Origin of the sequence: Bacteroides intestinalis DSM 17393 (assembly GCF_000172175.1) — a bacterium.
In the GTDB taxonomy this organism is placed as follows: domain Bacteria; phylum Bacteroidota; class Bacteroidia; order Bacteroidales; family Bacteroidaceae; genus Bacteroides; species Bacteroides intestinalis.
On sequence record NZ_ABJL02000008.1, the window covers coordinates 1 to 25,583 of the forward strand.

General features: G+C 43.1%; 21 protein-coding genes. 9 read left to right on the forward strand and 12 right to left on the reverse strand.

Annotated elements, in window-relative coordinates; all coding sequences use genetic code 11:
- Positions 1-34: 34 nt before the first annotated feature.
- Together BACINT_RS09325 and BACINT_RS09330 are read right to left on the reverse strand one after the other, a co-directional pair.
- On the reverse strand, positions 35-853 hold the full coding sequence (locus BACINT_RS09325) for a zinc ribbon domain-containing protein (protein WP_007662527.1): 819 nt from the start codon (positions 851-853) through the stop codon (positions 35-37).
- A 5-nt stretch (positions 854-858) separates the two neighbouring features.
- Positions 859-1,953 (reverse strand): Nif3-like dinuclear metal center hexameric protein, encoded by a 1,095-nt coding sequence (locus BACINT_RS09330; protein WP_044155177.1) that lies wholly within the window; start codon positions 1,951-1,953, stop codon positions 859-861.
- Between the two features lie 107 nt (positions 1,954-2,060).
- On the opposite strand from BACINT_RS09330, the gene BACINT_RS09335 reads away from it, so the two are divergent.
- Entirely contained in the window at positions 2,061-2,468 is a 408-nt protein-coding gene (locus BACINT_RS09335; RefSeq protein ID WP_007662528.1) for a DUF4891 domain-containing protein, read from the forward strand.
- Here BACINT_RS09335 and BACINT_RS09340 read toward each other — a convergent pair.
- Together BACINT_RS09340 and BACINT_RS09345 are read right to left on the reverse strand one after the other, a co-directional pair.
- A complete protein-coding gene (locus BACINT_RS09340) occupies positions 2,465-3,274 on the reverse strand; it encodes an ABC transporter permease (protein WP_007662531.1) in 810 nt (269 codons plus the stop codon). The genes BACINT_RS09335 and BACINT_RS09340 overlap by 4 nt on opposite strands.
- 16 nt (positions 3,275-3,290) lie before the next feature.
- On the reverse strand, positions 3,291-3,911 hold the full coding sequence (locus tag BACINT_RS09345; RefSeq protein ID WP_044155178.1) for an ABC transporter ATP-binding protein: 621 nt from the start codon (positions 3,909-3,911) through the stop codon (positions 3,291-3,293).
- A gap of 185 nt (positions 3,912-4,096) precedes the next feature.
- Here BACINT_RS09345 and BACINT_RS09350 point away from each other — a divergent pair, with 185 nt between their 5' ends.
- From BACINT_RS09350 to BACINT_RS09360, 3 genes are read left to right on the forward strand one after another with little or no spacing between them, the layout of a single operon-like run.
- Entirely contained in the window at positions 4,097-4,639 is a 543-nt protein-coding gene (locus BACINT_RS09350; RefSeq protein WP_007662536.1) for a ferredoxin domain-containing protein, read from the forward strand.
- On the forward strand, positions 4,636-5,679 hold the full coding sequence (locus BACINT_RS09355) for an agmatine deiminase family protein (RefSeq protein WP_007662538.1): 1,044 nt from the start codon (positions 4,636-4,638) through the stop codon (positions 5,677-5,679). Before BACINT_RS09350 ends, BACINT_RS09355 begins: the two co-directional genes overlap by 4 nt.
- Before the next feature lie 12 nt (positions 5,680-5,691).
- Positions 5,692-6,576: a carbon-nitrogen hydrolase gene (locus tag BACINT_RS09360; RefSeq protein WP_007662539.1), complete on the forward strand. Its 885-nt coding sequence runs from the start codon at positions 5,692-5,694 to the stop codon at positions 6,574-6,576.
- A 35-nt stretch (positions 6,577-6,611) separates the two neighbouring features.
- Here BACINT_RS09360 and BACINT_RS09365 read toward each other — a convergent pair whose 3' ends face one another.
- The 3 genes from BACINT_RS09365 to BACINT_RS09375 all read right to left on the reverse strand — a co-directional run bounded on the left by BACINT_RS09365 (position 6,612) and on the right by BACINT_RS09375 (position 9,915).
- Positions 6,612-7,001, reverse strand: coding sequence for a GtrA family protein (locus BACINT_RS09365; RefSeq protein ID WP_007214210.1), 390 nt, complete (start codon positions 6,999-7,001; stop codon positions 6,612-6,614).
- A gap of 17 nt (positions 7,002-7,018) precedes the next feature.
- Positions 7,019-8,776 (reverse strand): aspartate--tRNA ligase, encoded by a 1,758-nt coding sequence (gene aspS / locus BACINT_RS09370; protein ID WP_007662541.1) that lies wholly within the window; start codon positions 8,774-8,776, stop codon positions 7,019-7,021.
- Positions 8,777-8,883: 107 nt separating this feature from the next.
- The gene (locus BACINT_RS09375; protein ID WP_007662542.1) at positions 8,884-9,915 is read right to left on the reverse strand and encodes a diacylglycerol/lipid kinase family protein; all 1,032 of its coding nucleotides are present in this window, start codon (positions 9,913-9,915) and stop codon (positions 8,884-8,886) included.
- 210 nt (positions 9,916-10,125) lie between these two features.
- Between BACINT_RS09375 and spt the strand changes: the two genes are divergently transcribed.
- The 5 genes from spt to BACINT_RS09400 all read left to right on the forward strand — a co-directional run bounded on the left by spt (position 10,126) and on the right by BACINT_RS09400 (position 15,124).
- Positions 10,126-11,313 carry a serine palmitoyltransferase gene (gene spt, locus BACINT_RS09380; RefSeq protein WP_007214203.1) on the forward strand — a complete coding sequence of 396 codons (1,188 nt, stop codon included), beginning with the start codon at positions 10,126-10,128 and terminating at the stop codon, positions 11,311-11,313.
- Positions 11,314-11,439: 126 nt separating this feature from the next.
- The gene (locus BACINT_RS09385; RefSeq protein WP_007662545.1) at positions 11,440-12,591 is read left to right on the forward strand and encodes an acyltransferase family protein; all 1,152 of its coding nucleotides are present in this window, start codon (positions 11,440-11,442) and stop codon (positions 12,589-12,591) included.
- A gap of 216 nt (positions 12,592-12,807) precedes the next feature.
- A complete protein-coding gene (locus BACINT_RS09390; RefSeq protein ID WP_007662546.1) occupies positions 12,808-13,494 on the forward strand; it encodes a hypothetical protein in 687 nt (228 codons plus the stop codon).
- A gap of 42 nt (positions 13,495-13,536) precedes the next feature.
- Complete coding sequence (locus BACINT_RS09395) at positions 13,537-14,541, forward strand: aminodeoxychorismate synthase component I (RefSeq protein ID WP_007662547.1); 1,005 nt, start codon at positions 13,537-13,539, stop codon at positions 14,539-14,541.
- Complete coding sequence (locus BACINT_RS09400; protein ID WP_007662548.1) at positions 14,525-15,124, forward strand: aminotransferase class IV; 600 nt, start codon at positions 14,525-14,527, stop codon at positions 15,122-15,124. Before BACINT_RS09395 ends, BACINT_RS09400 begins: the two co-directional genes overlap by 17 nt.
- Here BACINT_RS09400 and BACINT_RS09405 read toward each other — a convergent pair.
- From BACINT_RS09405 to BACINT_RS09425, 5 genes are all read right to left on the reverse strand, one after another.
- Positions 15,111-17,435 carry an ABC transporter permease gene (locus BACINT_RS09405; protein WP_007662549.1) on the reverse strand — a complete coding sequence of 775 codons (2,325 nt, stop codon included), beginning with the start codon at positions 17,433-17,435 and terminating at the stop codon, positions 15,111-15,113. The genes BACINT_RS09400 and BACINT_RS09405 overlap by 14 nt on opposite strands.
- A gap of 147 nt (positions 17,436-17,582) precedes the next feature.
- Positions 17,583-18,257 (reverse strand): ABC transporter ATP-binding protein, encoded by a 675-nt coding sequence (locus tag BACINT_RS09410; RefSeq protein WP_007214190.1) that lies wholly within the window; start codon positions 18,255-18,257, stop codon positions 17,583-17,585.
- Positions 18,258-18,287: 30 nt separating this feature from the next.
- Positions 18,288-20,573 (reverse strand): ABC transporter permease, encoded by a 2,286-nt coding sequence (locus tag BACINT_RS09415; protein WP_007662550.1) that lies wholly within the window; start codon positions 20,571-20,573, stop codon positions 18,288-18,290.
- Positions 20,574-20,584: 11 nt separating this feature from the next.
- On the reverse strand, positions 20,585-22,981 hold the full coding sequence (locus tag BACINT_RS09420) for an ABC transporter permease (protein ID WP_007662551.1): 2,397 nt from the start codon (positions 22,979-22,981) through the stop codon (positions 20,585-20,587).
- 135 nt (positions 22,982-23,116) lie between these two features.
- Complete coding sequence (locus BACINT_RS09425; protein WP_007662552.1) at positions 23,117-25,555, reverse strand: ABC transporter permease; 2,439 nt, start codon at positions 25,553-25,555, stop codon at positions 23,117-23,119.
- Positions 25,556-25,583: the final 28 nt, after the last annotated feature.

The window sequence follows — 25,583 nt, forward strand, 5'->3', positions numbered from 1 at the left end:
GCGTCCTTTTCCTATATATATACACTGCCGAATATTATTCCGCAGTCTTTTTTCTTCTCGTTGGCTTTTCCTTTACTTCTTCCTTGTGTTCGATGGTTACACCAGCCAACTCCGGGTCAATCATGATACGTCCGCAATATTCGCAAACGATGATTTTTTTACGAGAACGGATATCCAGTTGTCTCTGGGGCGGGATTTTGTTGAAGCAACCACCACAAGCGTCACGTTGTACATATACGATACCCAATCCGTTGCGAGAGTTCTTACGGATACGCTTGAAAGATTGGAGCAAGCGCGGTTCGATCTTAGTTTCAAGTTCTTTGGCTTTGTCTCTCAGCTTTTCTTCTTCCTGCTTAGTTTCAGAGATGATTTCGTCCAGTTCGTTCTTCTTAACGTCCAAGTCTTTCTGTCTTTCGTTCAACGCTTCTGTACTCTTTGCAGCTTCAGCAGATTTCTCCTGTTCCTGTGCAGCAAACTCTTTGATTCTCTTATCACAAAGCTCCATTTCCAGAGTCTGGAATTCGATTTCTTTGCTCAGGAAGTCGTACTCACGGTTGTTGCGTACATTCTCCTGCTGTTCTTTGTATTTTGCGATAGAAGCTTTTGAAGTTTCAATCTCTACTCTCTTAGTAGCGATGGCGGATTTCAGTTCGGCTACTTCTGCCTTAATTCTGTCGATACGAGTGCTCAGACCGGCGATTTCATCTTCCAAGTCCTGTACTTCCAGCGGAAGTTCACCTCTTAAAGTCTTGATTTCATCAATCTTAGACAACATAGTCTGCAACTGGAACAGGGCTTTCAACTTCTGTTCCACGGTCAATTCCTGAGGATCTTTTTTTGCTTCTTTAGCCATTTTACTTATAAATATTTTATGGGGTTGGTATTCACTTTGCACTGTTGCAGCGCAAGGTTAGGAAACAACTCCCGGATTATTGTATAGAATATTTCTTTTGTATATTGCTCGCTTTCGTAATGTCCTATCTCTGCCAGCAGAATGTCCGTATCGTGTCCGAAGTAATCGTGATACTTGATTTCCCCGGTGATGAACACGTCTGCACCGTTGCGTATGGCAAGCGGCATCAGGAATGCTCCGGCTCCTCCACACAGTGCCACGGTCTGTATTTCACGCCCGGTCAGTTTATTATGCTTCAGGCAGCCCACTTCAAAGATTTTCTTGACGCGTTTCAGGAACTCCAACTCCGTTTCCGGTGTATCCAATTCGCCGATAACTCCTGCCCCAGCCTGTGTCCAGCTATTCTGCAAAGGATATAAGTCGAATGCAGGTTCCTCATACGGATGGGCACTCAGTAGAGCTTTGATAACTTCCGATTTCTTGTAGGCAGGCAATACGGTTTCTATCCGCACTTCCTTTTCCGTATGCAATTCTCCGATACTTCCACAGAACGGGTGGCTACCCTCTTGGGCGCGGAAAGTTCCCTCTCCTTCTACATTGTAGCTGCATGCGTCGTAGTTTCCTATGCAACCGCATCCGGCTGCAAACAAGGCCTTGCGTACATCTTCCGCCTGTGCTGTGGGTACAAAAGTCACCAATTTTACCAAGGCATTCTCTTTGGCTTCCAGCACGCGTACATTACTCAATCCTATTTTCTCGGCAATCTTGAAGTTCACCCCTCCCGGAGCATTATCCAGGTTGGTATGTGCTGAGTAGATCACGATATCATTCTTGATTGCTTTCATGATACAACGCTCTACATAGTCCCTGCCCGTGATGGATTTATACCCTTTGAATATCAGTGGATGATGGGATATGACAAGATTGTACCCTAACGCAATCGCCTCGTCCAGCACGGCTTCAGTAACGTCAAGACACAACAAAGCCCCTGTTGCTTCCGCTTCTGTCAATCCGATTTGCAAGCCGGCATTATCAAATCCGTCTTGCAATGGCAGAGGCGCGAACCGTTCAAGGGCGCTTACTATCTCCTTAATTCTCATTATGTGAATAGAAAATTTCGGTGCAAATATAGTAAAAATGCACTGAATAACTGTTTGTTTTACTCTTTTTTTATATATTTGTTCAGATAATTGTAAAACTCTATACCATGAAAGCATTACTTTTCTCGTTTTTCACTTTATTATGCATTCTTTTCTCGTGCCAATCCTCACCCAAAGCCCAGGATGGCGGTGAAGAGGATGCACAAGAGGAATTTGTGGATACTACTCCGAAGGCTACAGCTATCTTTTGGATAGATAAACATAAGGAAATGCCCGGACAACCGTCAAAGAGACCGGGTGCGGTACGTACGGTGAAAGCCAAAGTCAATATCCATTTGGCAGGGCGTATAGAAGTACTTTCGTATGTGAAACCACAGAAAGGATATATAAAAAGTTATATAAATCGCCGTCTTGAGACGTTCAGGGTAAGGAAAGTGTTGATGGACAGTGCTTATATAAAACCCGGCGTACAGTATGTACAGTTGCGTTATACTCCTGAAAAAGTAGAGCACTAACGGCTTTTCTTCTTTTCCTTTTTCTCTACCATTACCTGCAATAGTTTTCCGTTGGAATCGAACGACTTACGTGATGCCAACGAGATGGTAATCATTAGCGAAAGCATGGATGCCGTGAAGGTTATCACCATAATCATCATCTGATATTTAATGGCGACATTCGGGCTACTACCTCCCAGGATTTGTCCGATCATTGTGCCGGGCAGTGCCACTAGGCCCATAACGGCAATATTGGCAATTAACGGACTAAAGGACTTTATGATAGCCTGTTTGATAAAAGGCGCCTGTGCTTCTGCCCTTGTGGCACCATTGCCAAGCAGATAGCGATACAATTGCTGTTCCCGTTTCAATCCGCTGTAATAGGCATTCAGTGCAACGACATTGCTGGATAACATATTTCCCATCAGGATACCGAATATCGGAATGAAATACTGGGCACTGAACACATTTTCCAGCCGTAATACGATGGCAATGAAGTACATGCCGATGCAGACAACACTGCATAAAAAACCGATGGAGATAGGAATGAACAGTATTTTCCGTTTCAGTTGGGTGCGTGCCAGGGCGGTTTGTGCGGCGACGAATATCATAATAATCACCCACAGAAAGTTGATCCACGGGTTATTCCAAAGAAACAAGTATTTCAGGTAGATACCGATAAAGAAAAGTTGTACAATCATCCGTGCGATACCAATCACGGTAACCCACAATAGCCCTGTCTTGAACTTCCACAAGTAGAACAGCGGAATAAGCAACAGTAGTAATCCGATGGCTAAACTGGTATATGATATGTCGATAGTTCCCACTTTATTAATTTCTTAGTTATAGTGTTATCATCTGGTTGCATCCTTGTGCAAATCCCTGGTCGTGAGAGACGGCAAGGATGGCACTTCCCTCCCTCATTCGTTTCCGGAAGAAAGCAAGTACTCTATCCGTAGAGTCCGAATCCAGTGCGGAAGTCGGTTCATCCACAATCAGCAGCGGCTTTTGCATCAGGGTGGCTACGGCAATCATGATACGTTGCCGCTGTCCTCCGGAGATCTCATTCACACGTTTATCGTACAATTCCTCTTCCAGCCCCAATTCATCGAAACAGGCAAATAGTTTGTCCAGTGAAAAGGGAGTATTCCGATTTGCTTTCAGATTGAAAGGGAGTTGCACCATTTCCTTCACCCATTCCGATGGAAGCGCCAGTTCTTGCGGTATCCATGCCACTTGCCTGCGAATTTGGTCGATAGTTCCTTTTTCCAGTAAAATGCCGTTAACGGTGATGCTTCCTGCTTTGAGGGGTACAAATCCTAAAATAGCATTCAGCAAGGAGGTTTTTCCTCGCCCCGATTGTCCAGAAATGCAGGCGATTTCCCCTTCGTGCAGTTGTAAGCAAAAACCGGAAAAAAGTGTATCTGCTCCGAAAGCGATACATGCGTTGTCTATCTGAAGTATAGTCTTGGTTCCCATTTGAAAGCAAATATAGAAAGGAATTCTGAAAAAACGGCGGATTTTTGGCTGAAATCAGTATCTTTAAATAAGATAAGCTGCATTTTTGCATAACATTTTCATGCAAGCATGAAAGTTCTGCACTCAATTTGCATTATCTTTGCTATCAGTTTTTAATAAAAGTGAGAATTATGATACAGAACGAACGTGCAAGCCGCCACGAACATGTGTTGGACGTAGCAAGGCAGATGATGACTGCTGCCCGTACCGCTCCGAAAGGAAAAGGTGTAGATATAATTGAAATAGCCATGGTCACCGGAGACGATTTAAAAGTATTGTCGGACAAGATGGTTGCCATGGTGGAAGAACACGGAATGAAGTTCTTTTTGCGGGATGCCGCCAACATTTTGCAGGCTGAATGTGTAATTATAATAGGTACGCGCGAGCAGGCGCAAGGATTGAATTGCGGCCATTGTGGTTACCCCACTTGTGCGGGACGCCCTGAAGGTGTGCCTTGTGCCGTGAATTCGGTCGATGTAGGTATAGCTATCGGTTCGGCTTGTGCCACGGCGGCCGATTTGCGTGTGGATACCCGTGTGATGTTCTCTGCCGGACTTGCTGCACAGCAATTGGAGTGGTTGCCGGGATGCAGATCCGTGTATGCTATTCCGGTCAGTGCTTCGACCAAGAATCCGTTCTTTGACCGCAAGCCGAAAGAAGAAAAGAAAGAATGATAAATATGAGTGATACATTCAATGCTGTTTTACCTGCCGAATGGGCGCCGCAAAGCGGAATACAGCTGACTTGGCCCCATGCCGGAACTGACTGGGCGCATATGCTTACGGAGGTACAAGCCTGTTTTGCCGCTATCGCACGCGAAATAGCCCAACGGGAATTGCTTCTGATTGTAACTCCTGAACCGGAGGAGGTTAAAAAGCAGATTTCAGCTACCGTCAATATGCAGAATGTCCGTTTCATGGAGTGTGAAACGAATGATACTTGGGCGCGTGATCATGGTGCAATTACCATGTTGGATTCAGAAGGTGCTTCGCTTCTTGATTTCATGTTCAATGGCTGGGGGCTGAAATTCGCTTCGGATAAAGACAATCTGATTACCCATCAGGCTGTGGAGGCTGGTTTCCTGAATGGGCGGTATGTTAATCGTCTGGGGTTTGTCTTGGAAGGTGGTTCCATTGAGAGCGACGGTTTGGGAACATTGCTCACCACGTCCGAGTGTTTGCTTTCTCCCAATCGTAACGGACAGATGAGCCGCGATGAAATCGATGAATATATCTGTTCTGTATTTCATCTGAAACAGGTACTTTGGCTCGATCATGGGTATTTGGCAGGAGATGATACGGATAGTCATGTCGATACGCTCGCTCGTCTTTGCTCACCGGATACTATTGCCTATGTGCAATGCACCGATACGCAGGATGAACATTACGAAGCTCTACATCAAATGGAAGAGCAACTGAAAACCTTCCGTACTTTGAATGGAAACCCCTATCGTCTGTTGGCATTGCCTATGGTAGACAAAATTGAGGAAGAGGGCGAACGCCTCCCCGCAACGTATGCCAATTTCTTGATAATGAATGATGCAGTGCTTTATCCTACTTATCGTCAGCCGGAGAATGACCAACGTGCTAAAGAAGTCTTGCAGGAAGCGTTCCCGGAATATGAGATTGTAGGCATTGATTGCCGGGCATTGATCAAGCAGCATGGATCACTCCATTGTGTTACGATGCAGTACCCTGCCGGTGTATTGAAATAAAATTAGAAAGATATGAGAAAAATAAAAGTCGGAATTATTCAGCAAGCCAATACAGCAGATCTTCGTACGAACCTGATGAACCTGGCTAAAAGCATAGAAGCCTGTGCTGCACATGGTGCGCAACTGGTTGTATTACAAGAACTGCACAACTCTCTGTATTTCTGTCAGACTGAAAACACGCAACTGTTTGATCTGGCGGAAACCATTCCCGGCCCTTCCACCGGATTTTATTCCGAACTGGCCGCTGCCAATAAGATCGTATTGGTAACCTCCCTATTTGAGAAACGTGCCCCGGGACTCTATCATAATACCGCCGTTGTTTTTGACCGTGACGGAAGCATTGCCGGAAAATATCGCAAGATGCATATCCCCGACGATCCGGCCTATTATGAAAAGTTCTACTTCACCCCTGGAGATATAGGTTTCGAACCTATCCAAACCTCTCTCGGAAAGTTGGGTGTACTTGTTTGCTGGGATCAGTGGTATCCTGAAGCTGCCCGTCTGATGGCATTGAAAGGTGCCGAATTATTAATCTACCCCACCGCCATTGGCTGGGAAAGCAGTGACGCCGATGATGAAAAGGCACGTCAGCTCAACGCCTGGATTATCTCCCAGCGTGCCCATGCCGTAGCCAACGGACTTCCCGTTATCTCCGTTAACCGTGTCGGTCACGAACCCGATCCATCCATGCAGACGAATGGCATCCAATTCTGGGGAAATAGTTTTGTAGCAGGTCCGCAAGGAGAATTCCTTGCACAAGCCGGAAACGACCGTCCGGAAAATATAGTAGTGGAAATAGATATGGATCGTTCGGAAAATGTACGCCGTTGGTGGCCTTTCCTACGCGATCGCCGTATCGACGAATACGGTGGATTGACGAAACGCTTCCTCGATTAAAATGCAATTTGGTAAAAGCGCAGTTTGATAAAACGTTAACGGAACGTGATTCTCCTGTTCATTATAAAATTCACGCCTCCGTAGATAAATAGTCCCAGGAACTGAGCCAAGTATTCATCACAATTCAGTGCCTCGACCAACACTACCAGAAATAGGAATTGCGCCAGGTACGCCATTCCGAAAGCGATAGAAAAGAGCAACACCTGCCTCCAGGTGTTGCTCTTCTTTTCTTTATCATCCAAAGGAAATATCCAGTGCTTGCACCAGATAAAATTATGAGTCTGTGCAATGACGTAAGCAGTTATGTTAGAGAGCATATAGTCGATGTCCAGTTCGTCCATCATCAGCCAGATGACTGCTGCTATAATCAGGGCATTCAGCGTACCGATTACCGCAAAACGGAAGATGCGTCTCGACTCTCTCACAACAAACTAACCTACTCTTATTCTTTGATATCTACGATCAGATTCAGTTCGTCCAACTGAGATGGATCAAGTGCCGCAGGAGCATCCAGCATCACGTCACGTCCACTGTTATTCTTCGGGAATGCGATGCAGTCACGAATACTGTCCAATCCGGCAAAGAGAGATACCCAACGATCAAGCCCGTATGCCAGACCACCATGAGGAGGTGCACCGTATTTGAATGCATTCATCAGGAATCCGAATTGTTCTTCTGCTTTTTCGGGAGTGAATCCCAAGATTTCGAACATCTTTGCCTGCAACTTCGGATCGTGGATACGGATTGAACCGCCACCAACTTCCACACCGTTGATTACCATATCATAAGCATCGGCACGTACTGCTGCCGGATCAGTGTCCAGTAAGGCTATATCTTCATCCTTCGGATGGGTGAACGGATGGTGCATAGCCATCAAGCGGTTTTCTTGCTCGCTCCATTCAAACATCGGGAAGTCTACAACCCACAGGCATGCGAATGTATTCTTATCACGCAATCCCAGTTGGCTACCCATTTCCAAGCGAAGCTCGCAAAGCTGCTTGCGCGTCTTCATGGTGTCGTCACCGCTCAAAATCAGAATTAAGTCACCCGGTTTGGCACCGAAAGCTTCTTTCACCTGTTGCAGTACTTCCTGCGTATAGAATTTGTCAACGCTCGATTTTACACTTCCGTCTTCTTCTATACGGGCGTAAACCATACCTTTTGCACCAATCTGCGGTCTCTTCACAAATTCCGTCAGTGCATCCAGCTGTTTGCGGGTGTAGTGTGCAGCACCTTCGGCACAGATACCACCGATGTATTCGGCGCTATCAAATACAGAGAAGCCATGACCTTTCAGTATATCCATCAGCTCTACGAACTTCATGCCGAAACGCAAGTCGGGTTTGTCGCTACCATAATATTTCATGGCGTCCGCCCATGCCATACGCTGGAACTGACCTTCCAATTCCACACCGCGGATTTCTTTGAACAGATATTTCGTCATACCTTCAAACAGGTTGATGATGTCGTCCTGTTCCACGAAAGACATTTCACAGTCTATCTGAGTAAATTCCGGCTGACGGTCGGCACGAAGGTCCTCGTCACGGAAGCACTTGGCAATCTGAAAGTAACGGTCGAAACCGGATACCATCAGCAATTGCTTCAAGGTCTGCGGGCTTTGCGGCAAAGCGTAGAACTGTCCCGGATTCATGCGTGAGGGTACCACGAAGTCACGTGCACCTTCCGGAGTAGAGCCTACCAGTACAGGAGTTTCCACTTCGATGAAACCCTGGCTGTCCAGGTAGCGGCGTACCTCAATGGTCATTCTATGGCGGAGTTCCAGATTTCTGCGTACCGACGGACGGCGCAAATCCAGATAACGGTATTTCATGCGGATATCGTCTCCACCATCCGTATTATCTTCGATGGTGAACGGAGGTGTCAGGGCTGCATTCAGCACATTCAGTTCCGATACGATAATTTCAATATCTCCGGTCGGGATATTAGCATTCTTGCTGAAGCGTTCGTTCACCGTTCCTGTAATCTGAATGACGAATTCGCGTCCCAGGCGGTTGGCGTTCTCGCAAAGTGCGGCGTCTACCTCTTCGTTGAAAACTAACTGGGTGATACCGTAACGGTCGCGGAGGTCAATGAATGTCATGCCTCCCATTTTGCGGCTGCGCTGCACCCAACCTGCCAGCGTTACTTGCTTATTGACATCGGAGATACGAAGTTCTCCGCAGGTGTGTGATCTAAACATCTTTATATTTACAATTTACAATTTACAATTTACAATTTGGCTGCGCTGTCGGGCACACGCTTAATTGCTAATGACGCGCAAAAATACAGATTTATTTTATAAAAAACTCAGATTTTCGTTAACTTCTTAATCTGCTCTTTACTCTTATCCAATATCATCTTATTCTTATGCACAATCTCCTCATTGATCTGCTTCAAGCCATTTATATAATCCTGTGCCCGTTGCAATACATTCGAAGAGTCTTTTTCGGCATACCGGGGGATGATTACCTGCAATCCTTCTTTGATTACTTTCACGTCAATGTTTTCCCCCATCATCATGGGATCCCCGTCAAAGTGCACTACCCCCGGTTTTGTACGGTGGATGCGCAGTGTCTGGCAGCGGAAAGTTTTGATGCGGCTATTTTGATCTATAGTTTTATTAAATAGTTGGAAAGACAGGGAGGGCACATCCAGCACCGTGAAAGGCTCAAGGATGGTCACGTCCAGTAATCCGTCCGTCAGCATGGCCTGTGGAGCTATATACGCATTGTTTCCGTATTGCGAAGCGTTGCCGCAGGCTATCAGGAAAGCCTTATACTTTAAGGTACCGTCTTCCGTTTCCAGTTCGTAAGTTTCGGGCTGATACTTCAGGCTCTCCAGTAGAGTCTTTTCTAAATAGGTAAGAGGTCCTCTCCTGCCCGCCTTTGCAAACTTCAGGCTGACAAAAGCATCGAAACCCACACCGCAGGTACAGAAGAAAGGTACTTCATTGATTTTTCCGTAATCAATGACGTCTATAATTCCTTCGTTGATGATTTCTATCGCCTTTTTAGGCTCCATCGAAATTTGCAGGTGGCGTGCAAGTCCGTTTCCCGAACCACACGGAATGATGCCCAATGCAGTTTTTGTATGCACCAGCGAGCGGGCTATTTCGTTGATCGTACCGTCACCGCCAATAGCCACTACAGCATGCACATTTTCCTTTGCTTTTTGTGCAGCAATTTCAACAGCATGTCCGGCATATTCGGTATAGATTACCTCTTGGGCATACTTTGTCTTATCCAGCTTTTCATCGAGCAAATGGAGGATTTGCTCTTTACTCTGCGTGCCGGATTTCGGATTTATAATGAATGATATTTTCTTTTTTTCTTCGTCCATGCAAGGGTTGTTTCACTATGCAATTTTATAAATGGCAAAAGTAATACAAATACTTGAATTTTTAACCATAGAGTGGGCTTTAATCCATGGGCAAATATATTTTTTAGTAAAAAAAGAACAGATAAGCACATATTTTGCTATCTTTGCCCCCTGTTTTCAAAAGGCTTGTAACTAAGAGTTAAATATTTCATATTATATAATAAACATTTCATGGGATTACTACAAGACAAATTGGCGAAATACGACCTGCCACAGCAATATATGGCAATGGGCGTATACCCCTATTTCCGCACAATTGACAGCCATCAGGATACTGAGGTGTTGATGGATGGTAAAAAAGTCCTGATGTTCGGTTCGAATGCTTATACGGGACTGACTTACGATAAAAGAATAATAGAAGCCGCAAAAGCTGCCACAGATAAATACGGTACAGGTTGTGCAGGTTCCCGTTTATTAAATGGAACTCTTGATATACACGTAGAGTTGGAAAAAGAACTGGCTGAGTTTGTCGGAAAAGACGATGCACTCTGTTTTTCCACCGGATTTACTGTAAATGAGGGTGTTATTCCGCAATTGACGGGACGTAACGATTACATTATCTGTGACGACCGCGTGCACGCTTCCATCGTAGATGGTCGCCGCCTCTCCTTTTCTACTCAATTAAAGTATAAACATAACGATATGGCCGATCTGGAAAAAGAACTCCAGAAATGCGAGCCGGATGCTATCAAACTGATCGTGGTGGATAGTGTTTTCTCTATGGAAGGCGACCTTGCCAATCTCCCCGAAATCGTACGTTTGAAGAAGAAATACAATGCCAGCATCATGGTGGACGAAGCACACGGATTGGGTGTATTCGGAAAACAGGGACGTGGTGTTTGCGATCATTTCGGTGTGACGGATGATATCGACCTGATTATGGGTACGTTCAGCAAGTCACTGGCTTCTATCGGTGGATTTGTTGCCGGAGATGCTTCGGTAATCAACTGGTTGCGCCACAATGCCCGTTCTTATATATTCCAGGCAAGTAACACGCCTGCTGCTACTGCTGCTGCCCGTGAAGCTCTTCACATCATTATGAACGAACCGGAGCGTCAGCAACGTTTGTGGGACATCACCAACTATGCATTGAAGAAATTCCGTGATGCCGGTTTCGAAATCGGTGAAACTGAATCTCCTATCATTCCATTGTATGTGCGTGATGCGGAAAAAACATTTATCGTAACTAAGATGGCGTTTGACGAAGGCATCTTCATCAATCCGGTTATTCCGCCCGCTTGTGCACCGCAAGATACGCTGGTACGCGTAGCATTGATGGCTACTCACACCAAAGAGCAGGTAGACTATGCTGTCGAGAAGTTGACGAAATGTTTCCGTGAACTCGGAGTGATTGAATAAGGATTTTCCTAAAATCAGATAAAATGAAAAGAGACTGTCTTCAAAAGGCAGTCTCTTTTTTTTAGGGAATTGATAAAATTATGTAAGTTTGCCATCTGAAAATATTAACTTAATACTAAGAAACAAATGTCTAATACCCCCTCAGCAGCTTTTTCGGATACCAAGGCGCATTACGATCTTCTGGACGGACTTCGTGGTGTAGCGGCCCTTATGGTAATATGGTATCATATATTCGAAGGCTATGCTTTTGCAAGCGATACCATGATTACGACGTTCAATCATGGATATTTAGCCGTAGATTTTTTCTTTATCCTTTCAGGTTTCGTTATTGGCTATGCCTATGATGACCGCTGGGGTAAGAGTCTTACAATGAAAGATTTCTTTAAGCGTCGTTTGATACGTCTTCATCCTATGGTGATAATGGGGGCTGTCTTGGGGGCTATTACGTTTTGTATTCAGGGTTCCGTGCAATGGGATGGAACACATATCGGCATCTCCATGATAATGCTGTCTCTGCTTTGCACGCTATTCTTTATTCCCGCAATGCCGGGCGTGGGTTATGAAGTTCGTGGCAACGGTGAGATGTTTCCATTGAACGGGCCTTGCTGGTCATTGTTCTTTGAATATATAGGTAATATTCTTTATGCTTTGTTTATTCGTCGCTTATCTAATAAGGCGCTGACTGTGCTCGTTGTATTGTTGGGAGTGACATTGGCGCTATTCGCGGTCTTCGATGTTTCCGGTTATGGAAATATAGGTGTAGGATGGACATTGGACGGTGTAAACTTTGGCGGTGGGTTGTTGAGAATGCTGTTCCCGTTTTCTGTGGGGATGCTTATGTCGCGTAACTTCAAGCCTATGAAGGTGAAAGGCGCGTTCTGGATATGTACCATTGTATTGATTGCTTTGTTCTCAGTACCCTATCTGGAAGGTGCGGAGCCGATTTGCACAAATGGCCTTTATGAAGCATTTTGTATTATCGTAGCTTTCCCAGTCCTTGTATGGATAGGAGCATCGGGAACTACTACGGATAAAAAGTCAACTCAGATATGTAAGTTTCTGGGAGATATCTCTTATCCGATTTATGTGATACATTATCCGTTCATGTATCTGTTCTATGCATGGTTGATTAAAAATCAACTCTTTACTTTAGAGCAGACCTGGCAGGTTGCCTTATGTGTTTATGCATGGAATATATTACTGGCCTATTTGTGTTTGAAGCGGTATGACGAACCCATACGAAAATACTTGGCTAAACGTTTCTTGAAGAAAAAATGATAGTTTACAACAGGGTTGAGGGGTGTTTCTGAAAAGAAGCGCCTTTTTCTGATATAATAAGATTGGGCAAAGACGGATTTCGCAGGATTTCAGCTCTAATTTTAATATTTGGATTCATATTAGTTACAATATTGTTTATTTTGTTATCATCTTGCTTTGATATTGAAAGTTTTTTAGTATGTTTGTCGCATTATTAATGAAAAACACGTCTTTTCAATGAAAAAGCAAGATTTCCTGTTTATTATTCTGGTAGTGGTAGTCTTTCTACCCTTCTTTTTGAGTGACGCGGTTTATGACTGGTATAAGTCGTTCAATGCTGAACACGGCATGGTGATGAGCTTTCTGAAGTTTGCCATTCTGTCTTCGTTGGGCGAAGTGCTGGGATTACGAATAAGTGCGGGAGTATACAACCGGAAAGGCTTTGGTATTATTCCGCGCATGGTGGTATGGGGCATACTTGGTATGGGTATCAATGCCGCTATGATTATCTTTTCAAAAGGTGTGCCGCAGTTCATGGAGTATATGGGTATGGCAAATGCTGCCGCAACGTTTACAAGTGAAGCGATGTCTCTCGATAAGGTGCTGGTGGCGCTGGCCATATCGGTAACGATGAACACAATCTTTGCTCCGGTATTCATGACTTTCCATAAAATAACAGATACGCATATCCTGATGTGCGGCGGTTCTATTAAGAGTCTTATCACTCCTATCCCGATGACGAAAATCATCACCGGACTGAACTGGAACGTTCAATGGAACTTCGTTTTTAAGAAGACAATCCCGTTCTTCTGGTATCCTGCACACACCATTACTTTCATGCTTCCGCCGGATATGCGCGTATTGTTTGCGGCATTGCTGGGCATTGTGCTGGGAGTATTGCTGGCAGTGGCGGCACGGAAATAGTTTTTTTATTACCTTTGCTTCCTGCTAAACGAAAATAGATGTATGAAACTATATAGTAAGCAGGAAGCAATCGCACGCATGAATATGCTGGCAGGCTGTTCAAAGTCGTTTGTCTTTCTGATTGATTATTCGCAGGAACAGGTTTATGTGGAAGAGACGGCAGAGGTCTCACCGGAGGAGTTGATATATAACCTGAATGGATTTACGAATGAAGCAGTTGCCGGTTTAACGGATGAATTGCTTTCGGAGAGTTTGCCGGAACAGATAGAATGGATCTCACAGCCTGTTTCTTTCCGGGAATATAGTCGTGCTTTCAGACATGTGAAAAAGAATATTCTTGCCGGAAACAGCTTTCTTACGAATTTAACTTGCCGGACTCCGGTACAAACCAATCTGACTTTAAAGGATATATATTGTAGCTCCCGTGCTTTATATAAAGTATGGGTAAAGAATCGTTTTGTAGTTTTCTCTCCGGAGATTTTTGTTCGGATAAAGAAAGGGATTATCAGCTCTTATCCCATGAAAGGTACGATAGACGCTACCCTGCACGATGCCGTACAAACCTTGATGAACGACGGGAAAGAAGCGGCGGAACATGCTACGATTGTGGATCTGATCAGGAATGATCTGAGTATTGTGGCATCTCATGTCCGGGTGGAGCGTTATCGCTATATAGATGTGTTGCAGACAAATCGGGGACCGATATTGCAGACCAGTTCGGAGATATGCGGTGAACTTCCAGAAGATTACAAACGGCAGTTAGGTGATATTCTTTTCAGTATGTTGCCTGCCGGCTCTATTACCGGAGCACCCAAAAAGAAGACGATGCAGATTATTCGTGAAGCTGAGGGATATGAACGGGGATTCTATGCGGGAATAACCGGATATTTCGATGGAGACAGTCTGGATAGTGCCGTGATGATACGTTTTGTAGAGCAAGAGGCGGACGGAATGTATTTTAAAAGCGGTGGTGGCATTACTTTCAAGAGTGACGCACACAGTGAATATGAAGAAATGAAACAGAAAATATATGTGCCGATTTATTGAAACGATACAAGTACGTGACGGTAAGTTGCAGAATCTTGCCCATCACAACCGTAGGATGAATGAGACGAGACAGGCGGTTTTCGGAATGGTGGATCAACTGGATATTCTGAATTATATAGAGGATTGCCCTGAAAGTGGTTTTTATAAATGCCGGGTAGTTTATGGCAGAGAAGTATGTGAAGTGACATTTTCCGTTTATACAATAAGGGCTGTACGTTCACTCCGGTTGGTAGGTTCGGATACGATTGATTATCGCTACAAAAGTACGAACCGGAAGGAATTGGAAGCATTGTATGCCCTGCGCGATAACCGGGATGATGTGCTGATTGTCAGAAACAATCTTTTGACAGATACTTCCATTGCTAATGTGGCGTTAGAAAAAGAGGGAGTCTGGTATACGCCAAGGACTCCCTTATTGAAAGGCACAAAACGTGCATTGCTGTTGGAACAGGGGGTACTGACGGAATGTGATATTCCGTCAGATGAGATTTCCTCCTATTCACATATCGCTTTATTTAATGCGATGATTGATTTTCAGTCTCTGGTTCTGGAGATTAACCGGGATACGGTTATTCGTATTTGATACTATCTACCGGATTATTTCTTGCTGCCCGATAACTGTTCAGGCATACTGTGAGCAGGGTGATGCAGACAGTGAAGAACAAAGGAAGCAGGAAATGAAGAATACCAATGTGTACATGGTAAGCAAATTGTTGCAGCCAATAATTCATCAGATAGCAGACCAGGGGTACAATGAGTATAAACGCTATGCCTATGTAGTACAGGAACGGGCGATTGACAAGCCATAATATTTGCCCGAATGATGCACCGTGAATCTTCCGAATTCCTATTTCGCGTATACGTTGCTGAATAGCATAATGGGTGATGCCGAATAGCCCGAACAGTGTTAGGAATAAACTGATTGATGCATACATCAGCAGGATGCGGGAAAAGTCGGTGACTTCCTGATTATTGGAGATCAGTACCTGATAAGGGTCTTCATAATTGAATGGAGTACCGGGGTATTTCTTCTCCCATAATCCGCGAAGATGATGGATAACTGCTGTGCGATCTTGTTCGTCAAACCGTAAGGTCAATGTGGTATAGTTATCTTGTGGCGTTTCGTGCAGAATCATTCTCAGTGGAAACACATTGTTTGTGAGCGAATATTTCTTGAAATCTTTCATGACACCGATAATAGTACCTTTCTCACTCTTTTCGGGCACGTATTTAGAGATCGGTTGTCCCACCGGGTCTTCTCCTTCGGGCACAAGATAGCGAATGAAGGACTCGTTGATGATGACCGGCACAGAGGTACGGAGTAATAAATGGAATGTTTGTTTGGCATCCAGCAAGTAGAAATCGTATATATCCAGGAAGTCCGGACAGTTTTCATAAAGTTCAAGCATCAGAAGGTCATTCTTCTCACCATTTTGGCGGGGAACGGCCATACTCATGGTATAAAGACCTGATTTGGACGGTACAACAGATTTTACTCCGGGGATGGATTTAATGTCTTCTATCCAAGTAGGTAAAGGGGATTGCCGGGAGTCGCCGATTCCAAACTCAACGATTCCTTTGTAGCGGCTTCCCTCCTGCTCTATCAGGTCCATTTGGCTACGGATTATCATAAAAGCACTTAGCAGTCCGATAGAAATCATGAATTGTAAAGTGACCAGTGCTGCTACAATGCGCTGTTTCTTACGACCTGTAAAGAAGCTGCGGTAACGGCTTTCGGACAAGGTCTGTATCTTCCGGCCCATGTATTCTGCCGGAACAACGGATAGAATGATGACAAACAGCAGGATAACAGGGAACACCTGAACGGAGAAAAGATAGGAGAACGACAGATGTGCGGATATGGTTGCATTGAATACTGCTAACAGGTCGCTCATCAACAGAATGGACAACAGGAATGCTGTAATCACCATCAGGAAAGTATCGGCAAAGAGTTGCTTACGGATTTGACGCTGGCTTGCACCTAAAAGGCTTTCAATGTGCAAGGTGCGTATTTGCTTCAATAAGCGTGAAAAACTGAGGTTGATATAGTTGAAGCAACCGATGAACAAGATTAATAAAGCAGATAACAGTCCGACGCTTAACAGGGTCTTTTGCCGATGCTCGATACACTGGTTGCTATCTTGTGTGGTAGTGGTAAAATAGGATTCCTGTAAAGTCTGGGTACGATAATACCCTTTGCCTAATAAAGTAGGAAGTTCGGTTGTATCGAAGCGTTGGCGAAAGGCGTTGAGGTCTGTTCCTTCTTTGAGAAGTATCGAACAGGTGGTTCCTTCGGGACTTTTTAGATGCGTGAGCAAGTCTGCCTGCAACATGCTTTGCGGTGGCAGGCGGAAGACGGCGGCGATACGGTAGGCACTTTTGGATTGGGGGATATCCAGCAGCTTGCCGAGGCAGTCGGTGGTACCGAAACAGCGTTCGGCCAAAGCTTGGCTGATGGCGATGGTTCCTGGGTGGGTCAATACTTCTTCTATTTTTCCTGCAAGGGTTTCGATGGGGATAAATAGAGGTAATGTGCTGTCCGCTGATAGCAGGTTCAGTTCGGAATATTCTTGGTCGTCCACACGGATTTTTGTGTGAGTGATAGCTTGTGTGCGTAGTGAAGCTTCTATCTCAGGGAATTGTGAGATGATTTCGGGGACAGATTCGTGATATACGAATGTTCCTTGCATTTCTTGTTGTGCGAATGGTAGTGTTTGTGTCAGCCGGAGGATGCGGTCACGGTTGGGGTTGTTATACTCGATGTTGTATTCGTATAGGACGAAGGCTGTCAGTAGGTTGGTGCAGGCGATACCGATAACCAAGCTGACAAGAGAGATAGTGACGAACAATTTGTTTCGCCACCAGCTACGCAGGACAAACTTCAGAATGTACATATTTAATATCTTGATATGTTATTTGAAAAGTAGGTCAATCTGCTACCCTGGGCTCGTCGAAAGATATCTTCTCTTAACACAAGGTTGTAGAGATGAGATTCTTCGATCTTGCCCAGGATGACAGGAATTGACTGAGTAAAGAAACGTTTACAGACTCACTTCTGTCACCACCTGTCCGTCGAACAGATTAATGATACGTCCTGCAAAACCGGCATCGTGCTGTGAGTGGGTCACCATGACGATGGTGGTTCCTTCTTTGTTCAGTTCATTCAGCAGTTCCATCACTTCCTTACCGTTCTTTGAGTCCAGATTACCGGTAGGCTCATCGGCAAGGATCAGCTTTGGATTGGCTACTACGGCACGGGCAATGGCTACACGTTGCTGCTGACCACCGGAGAGCTGCTGCGGGAAGTGTTTGCTCCGGTGTGTAATGGCCATGCGTTCCATTGCTGTTTCTACGCGACGTTTGCGTTCGGCGGAAGGAATGCCCATGTAAAGCAACGGCAGTTCGATGTTTTCGTATACATTCAGTTCATCAATCAGGTTGAAGCTCTGGAATACAAAACCGATGACCCCTTTACGCAGGCTGGTACGTTGTGCTTCGGTGTATTTGGATACTTCCTTTCCATTGAGGTAGTATTCTCCGCCCGAAGGGTTGTCGAGCAAGCCGAGGATATTCAGCAATGTAGATTTACCGCAACCGGAAGGTCCCATAATTGCGACGAACTCGCCTTCTTTCACTTCGATGTTCACATTGTTCAAAGCCCATGTCTGCACTTCTTCTGTCTTGAAGATTTTTTGCAGGTTTACTGTTTTAATCATAATAGTGATAATTTTAATTAGTAATATTGTTTATTCATTTTTTATTATCTCAGCCGGATTGATATGCATGATCCGGTAAATTTTGTATGCGGTGGTGAGGAATATCAGTAAAGCTATACTGAAGAAGATTGAAATGCCCCACCCCCATCCTTGTATGCATTGCACCGGAGTGTCATCTATTGATAGCAACATGATTCTGATCAATGGATAAGCAATAGCAAAGGCCAGCAAGAAGATAACCAGATAGGCTTTTCCGAAGATTCCGGCGATAATCCACGGAGTAGCTCCATTGATTTTGCGTATGGCAATTTCTTTCTGTCGGCTGACTGTATCCATAGAAATGGCTGAATAGATGCTTAGCACGACTAATAAGACGCTGATAACGGCCAGTACCGTCATCGCAACCTGGGTGATATATATAGATCCTTGGGTGGTTTGTTTATTATCGGCCAGCGTACGGATTTCGAGTGGCAAAGTGTCAGGAACATATTTCCGGCAGATATCAGTGATACGACGGACGCCTTTGTCGGAGCTTGTTCCGGGTGCAAGTTTAAAGTAGAAATTTCCGAAACTGTTGCCGGGAAAGAATACCGAACCGATGACTCCTTCTTTCTGTGATTCTTTATAGAGCGCTTTGAAGGTACCTATGATGCGATAACTCTGTCCATTAAGTTCCACCATACCTTGCACACTGTCTTTATCTAGTTGTTGTTTAAAGCTTTCGCTAACGTAAATGCATCCTTCCGCATCTTCGTCTACTTCTTTCCCTTGCATCGGAATATTTAAAAACTTAAAGTAGCTCGGAGAACCTTCCGTATAGAAAATCCGCGCTTCCGACTGGTCTGCTTTTTTGTAGGTGCGCATGAAGAAAAATCCGTTTTTCATATGGTCCATCATGGGGAGCATCCCGACGCATTCCGGTAAAGCCTGGATATCGGTTAATATCGGATTCAGATGTTGCCACATACGCTGGCTGTTTATATTCAGGGCGATAATGTCATCCTCCTCTTGGGAAGTAAGCGGGCTATAAGCATGTCCCCAAATTTCATCCAATACCAAATGGACACCGAGCGTGCCGCTTACGAAAAATATCGAAATGCTGAGTTGAAACCACATCATGACTGAACGGAAAATGTGGCGACTGCGGTTGTTATTGATTTGGCTGATAATGCTTACCTGCCGTAATCGGCGGATGGGAAACCATATCACCAGCATACATATAGGCAGGAGTGCGACATATATCCGGAATTGTACAGAGTAAATTGCAGCCAGTGAAAATTTGGGTAAGTCATGCATCGGTATGTATGTCTCGGCAATATTTATGGCTACTTCCGTCAGCATCAATGACAGAAGGAAAGCGATGGACATCATCCAAAATACCTCGGCGAAAAGAAGTAGAAACAGTCCTTTTATCTCCGAACCCATACATTTACGCAACGCCACTTCACGCTGGCGGTTGTAGAACATCTGGATTATGAATTTGAGGAAGTTTATCAGGCCTGAAATCAAGATAAGCGAAGCAACAAACAGTATAGCCAATTTTGCCTTCTCCCAAGCTTTATCTTGCCGCATAGTAAAGTATGCGCAAGGATGCACCGTATGCTCGTCCCGTTGCCACGCTACCGACTGCAAATTTTTGTTCAGGGTTTCTATATCTGTCTCAGGAGATAAATAGCCTTCTACACTTAATGCTTCATTAGATAAGATTTCATAAGAGAAGTAACAATCTGCTTCCCGAATGCGCAAGTCATTGTCTTTTACTACATTCACCACCCTGAAGTCTTGTATCGGGTTCTCTGATATGATTTTAGGATTAGAGAGATGTATGACTGATCCGATGGGATTTCTGTTACCATAGGCTTTGCGTACAAATTGTTGTGACAGGACCACTTCATCCGGTGCCTCGGGTAAACGGTTACCATACAATAATTTCCTGCCATTGTATGCGAAGTAATTGGCATTGATTCCTTTATAGCGTATCAGGAAAGGCAAATTGCGTTGTTCGTCATCAATGACTTCTATCTCTGTAGAGTTGCCATAAGAGTGGATAGTAACACATTCCAAACCATTGACTGTTTGTTCTTCCATCCGCTTCACTTCATGACTGCGAAAAAAGGGACTTTCGCTTTGGCTGACTTCTATCCTTAGCCGTCGTTCACAGTTGGGCAAATCGGCGAGCTTTTCCTGTTGCTGAACAAAAAAACATACCAAAGCGTAGCATACGATTCCCACCGCCAGGCAAATGGCGGAAATCAGACTGTGAGTTTTATACTTCAACAGGTTTCGGAGCGATATCTTCAAATAATGTAGTATCATTGTTTCACTTGCTATTCGTTTTTAATGATTTCTGCCGGATTGCTCCTTGCTATCCGCAAGATACGGAAAAGTATTGTAAAACCTGTAATAAAAGTAACAATCAAGAATATACAGAGCCAGAAAAGCAAACCGCAATCAAAGAATACTGTGTACATTTGTTTCCACAACATCAACACAACATATACAAGAGGAAATGCAATGATGGCACTACACAATAACAGAATGATATAAAGGTGGGCAAACAATAGGATAATCTGCGGAACATCCGCCCCATTTACTTTACGGATAGCAACTTCTTTCTGACGTCGTTCTGTATCAAGCGTGATGCTGGAGTATACACCTAATAGTGTGATAATGATGCTGATAACAGCAAAGAACAAAATGATGTCTTTCAGATTGTATTCAAGAGCTTGCGAAACATGGATATCATCCAGGAATGTTTTAGCCTGATAAGTTATATTTTCAGGAAGCATCTCGTGACAAACTTTCTCAATCCATTGAGCTACTTCTTTCTGCTGTCCAGGATGGCTCTTGATATAGCAATGGCCTATATAGACGGATGAATTATAAGGTAGGAAAGCATATCCACTACTTCGGTTATAGACATCGGCCTGAAAAGGTGTGGATATTCCACAGATTGTGTAGTCGGTATTACCGCTATACAAATTCATACCGATTACATCTTTCTTCTGCATCTCCTGCCAGACATTGTCTACCACAATATCTTTTTCCGTTTGAGGAAGTCTTCCTTGTTCCATGAGAATATTCATGAAAGAGAAGAAATTGGCGGGTACAGCCATGACACTAATATCAATCCAGGAGTTCTCATTTCCTTTTTCGGTTGTTAATCCATTGCCCGACATCCCTTGCATGTAACCGACATCCGATAGCAAAATTTCTTTCACTCCTGCATGTTGCTTGAAGCGCTCTATCATAGTCAGTTTTTCTTCGTTCTTCATGAAGGGATAATCCAACGGAATACTTAAGATCTCCGCTTTCTCTCGTTGGCTTAATGTGTGGAACAAGGTATTGGCTGTTTTTTCTGACTGCAGATATAAAGCGACTGTCAGGGATACGAATACCCAGCAAATGAAAAACTGGATACCCAGCATGAGGTTACGCCCCCATTGTTTCCCTCTGCATTTATTGTTTCCATAAATACCTGTTTGCACGGTGATACGACGAATACGAATGGAAACAGACAAACATATAATGGCGCAGAGTATGATAAGAAGAACGATATATTGCAGAGCATGTATTAAAAGCGTTTCAGTGGTAAAGGTCATTGCAATGCCTGGTAAAGAGAAATTCATGTGATTCCCCAATAATTCTATGCCTGATAATACCAGTATGGAAGATATGGATATGACGATCAATGACTGTGTGAACAGCAAGTAGAAAAGTTGTTTCCAGTTGCATCCTATCATTTTCATGATACTGTATTCCTTGGTGCGGTTGAAGAAAGAACCGATAAGGAAATGGAAAAAGTTAATCAGTCCTACTAATAATATCAGTGTACCGATAATTCCGGTCACTAACCCCAAGTAGGAAGCGCCTTGTTTCTTTAATCTGGCTCCCATGCTACTGGCAGTGACAGTGTAAGCTTCGCCATACAAAGTATAGGTATAGTCTCTTTTTGAGAATTGCTTTTCTAAATCGGTACATGTAGTTTGTGGTGATAACAGCACGTAGGTATTTGCTCCCGTCATGTTATGCCGTTTGGGACTTTGTAGAAGTCCTTCACTGTCGTTTACGGTCAGCATATCTATGTTTTGCATAAAATCTAAGCTATTGTTCAGAGGAATATCTTTCATCACTGCTTGAATGGTATAGACGATACCTCCTGTTTTCGGAGTGCTTTCAGGAGAAGTATTTAGTCTTCTCATGAGAGTCATGTGTTTACCGATAGCACTTTCTGCATTACCGAATATTTTAATGGCCATAGATTGGCTCAGGATGACGGAGTTAAGAGATTGGCTTGCCATTTTCCAGTGTCCTGCCACCATTTCCGGAGTGAAGATTTTATTGTAGCAAGTATCTATTTCAATCGTTTCAAGTTCATAAGGCAGCGTCTTTTCCGGAGATAACTCTACATAATAAGGACGTTCACGAGGATAGGTTACGGATGAGATAGCTTCCGTTTCTCCCAAAGCCCATGTGCGCAATTCTTCGGCCAGAGGAACCGGAGAACCTGAAAAATATCTGTCTGCCTTACTGTCATAGAGGTTTAATTCTGCTATACGATCATGATTAGCAAAACAATGGTCTGTGTTTTCTACAAAGCGACTGCAATATATGCAGACACAGAAGCAGAGCAAACCTACTGCCAATCCAATGATGGAAATGACATTTTGTGTCTTGTACTTACACAAGTTTCTGAATGCTATTTTGAGATAATGGAATATCATATTATATTATATTTATTTAATAGGTTTCAAATCCTATGCCAAAGTTGTAATATATTGTATATAAAATATATACATGTAAAAGAAACATTTAGGTAGTGTGCTATACTGCACATACACAGTGCGAATACGCACCATTTATTCACTCTTTGTCACTTCTGCCGGATTCTGCCGTGCAGTTTTAATAACTTGATGTAATATGGTGAATAATACTAAGATAGTTACAATGTTCAATATGATGATAAACAGATCTATACTAATATTGACATGATAGGCATATTGTTCCAACCATATTGACATGGCATAATAAGAGCATGGGAAAGCAATGATGGCTGCAACGAATACTAGTGCAATGTATTCCTGGAAAAACATGATGATAATTTCACTGATAGTAGCTCCCATCACTTTCCTAATAGCTATTTCTTTTTGTCTTTGGGTGATGATTGAAGATGAAATCGAGTATATACCAAATAAAGAGATGAGAATACAAAGGAAACTCAAAATTGAAAATAACTTGAATATTGCAATTTCTGACTTATTCAATTCCTGGATTTTATTGTCTACGGTTTGCGGTTCAGTATTGTATTCATTGTATTCCCACTGATGTTTTTGCGCTAATTCATTGATGGCCTTTATCGCATTTCTTTCTGTTCCTGGAACAACTTGAAAATAATTAATTGATTGCATCCAATTATGTGCTTGTGATATGATGGTGGGATATACTTCCGTTTTCATTCCTTGTGAATATAAGTCTTTCACCACTCCTATGATTTCATAATCACTATAGTGCCATTCAAGATCACCTTTTCTGAATATGCCAATAGGAATCCGTATTATTTCTCCAATAGGATGTTCAATTCTCATGGCAGTAACAGCACTTTGAGTTAATATGATTTTGTTCAGGATAGGTGAATTGAATATGTTTCTAGGTGTATTACTATTGGTTACCCAGTCTTCTTCACGGAACAGTCTTCCTTCAATGAGCCTGAAGTTAAATATTTTATCTCCGCTATTTTGGAGTGCCAGCCTTGCAAAACGGCTTTTTTTATCTTCTTCTGTCTGTCCATTCCATTCTACGCGCTCTTCAAAGCTAGTTATATTTTTACAAACTATATAATCTGAAGCTGTAGTGGTAGCCTTTATCATAGGCAACTGTTTAATTTCTTCCAACATATCATTGCCATTTTGCTCACGTGGATTGATGCGCATTTCAATAATATTTTGAGTGTCGAAACCTACATCTACATTATGGATGAAGCGTAACTGCATATATAATACTCCTGTTGATGTTAAGAAAAACAGGCAGATAACCAATTGTAAAGACAGACTTATCCGTCGGAATATATGGTGTCTATGGGGACGCACTTTGTTGACTAAAGATTGTTTGGTGGACACTTGAATAAATTGTATAATGGGGACTGTGAGAATGATTCCAATACATGACAGGGATATAAATGCAATTGCAAGGTATTCCAGCCAAAGAGTGTTTTTCTGAATGGAAATTTGGAATATTTCTTCGAAGAATGGAGTGAGTACTTCTATTAAGCATCCGGATATTAAGCAAGCCATTAAACCGTGAAAAAGAGCTTCTGTCATTAATTGTTTCATAAGAATAATGTCATTGGCACCAACTGATTTGCGTAATTTCACTTCTCTTGTTCTTTGATAATAACGGTTTAAGAATAGATTCAAAAAGTTAAATAGTACACAACATAGCAGCAGGAAAGTCGCAATTGTAAATGTACTAATGAAGGAATATGAGAATGATTTTTCAGATGCAAAATCAAAATGTTTCTTGTATATAGGAGTTATTTTGATTTTCAGTTCTTCGGGAGTCATCTTATGTTTCTCTAATAGAGATTTTAGATGTTGAGTGAAATCTTTATGTTTTTGGTTTTTCCGTAGCATTACATGGATAATGGCGTTGGCAAACCTCCATTCTTGTTCATTATTTATGTCATACTTGAACTGTTTCATTATGCGATATCCTGTGTAATGGAAAGAAGAATTAGAAGGACTATCGGCCATTATACCTACGATTCGCAGTTGCTGAGGATCTGCCAAATGTATGCCACGACTTCCTTGTTGCCTCAGGATGGAACCTAATGCTTCTTGGGGAGTTTTCCAAAATTGTCGTGCCAATGTTTCGCTTATAATAAGTTCATTTTCAAGCCTGGGTAAAGTACCATAAAGTATCTTTTGAGGGAAAATATTCATAAAAGACTTGTCTACCAATAGAAAAGCAGGAGATTTAATAATTTTGTCGTTTACTGAGTAATCTATTCCAGAATCTTCAAACGAGCAGGTTATGTCTTCTACTTCCGGACAATACTCTCGGATAAATGTTGACATAACGGGAGAAAGATATATTGAATGGGATGTCTCTGCTTGATTACAGACCAAGAAAGTGCGATTTGAAGCTGGATAAAAGTTATCATACGAAGTTTCGTAGTGCAACCAATAGAAACTAAAAATAAAGAATGCAATTCCCACTGCTAGTCCCATAATGCTTATTATGGATTGAAGTTTATATTTTACTAGATTACGGAAGGTTATTTTTAAATAATGTTGTATCATAAGTTTTACATATTATAGTTTATATATT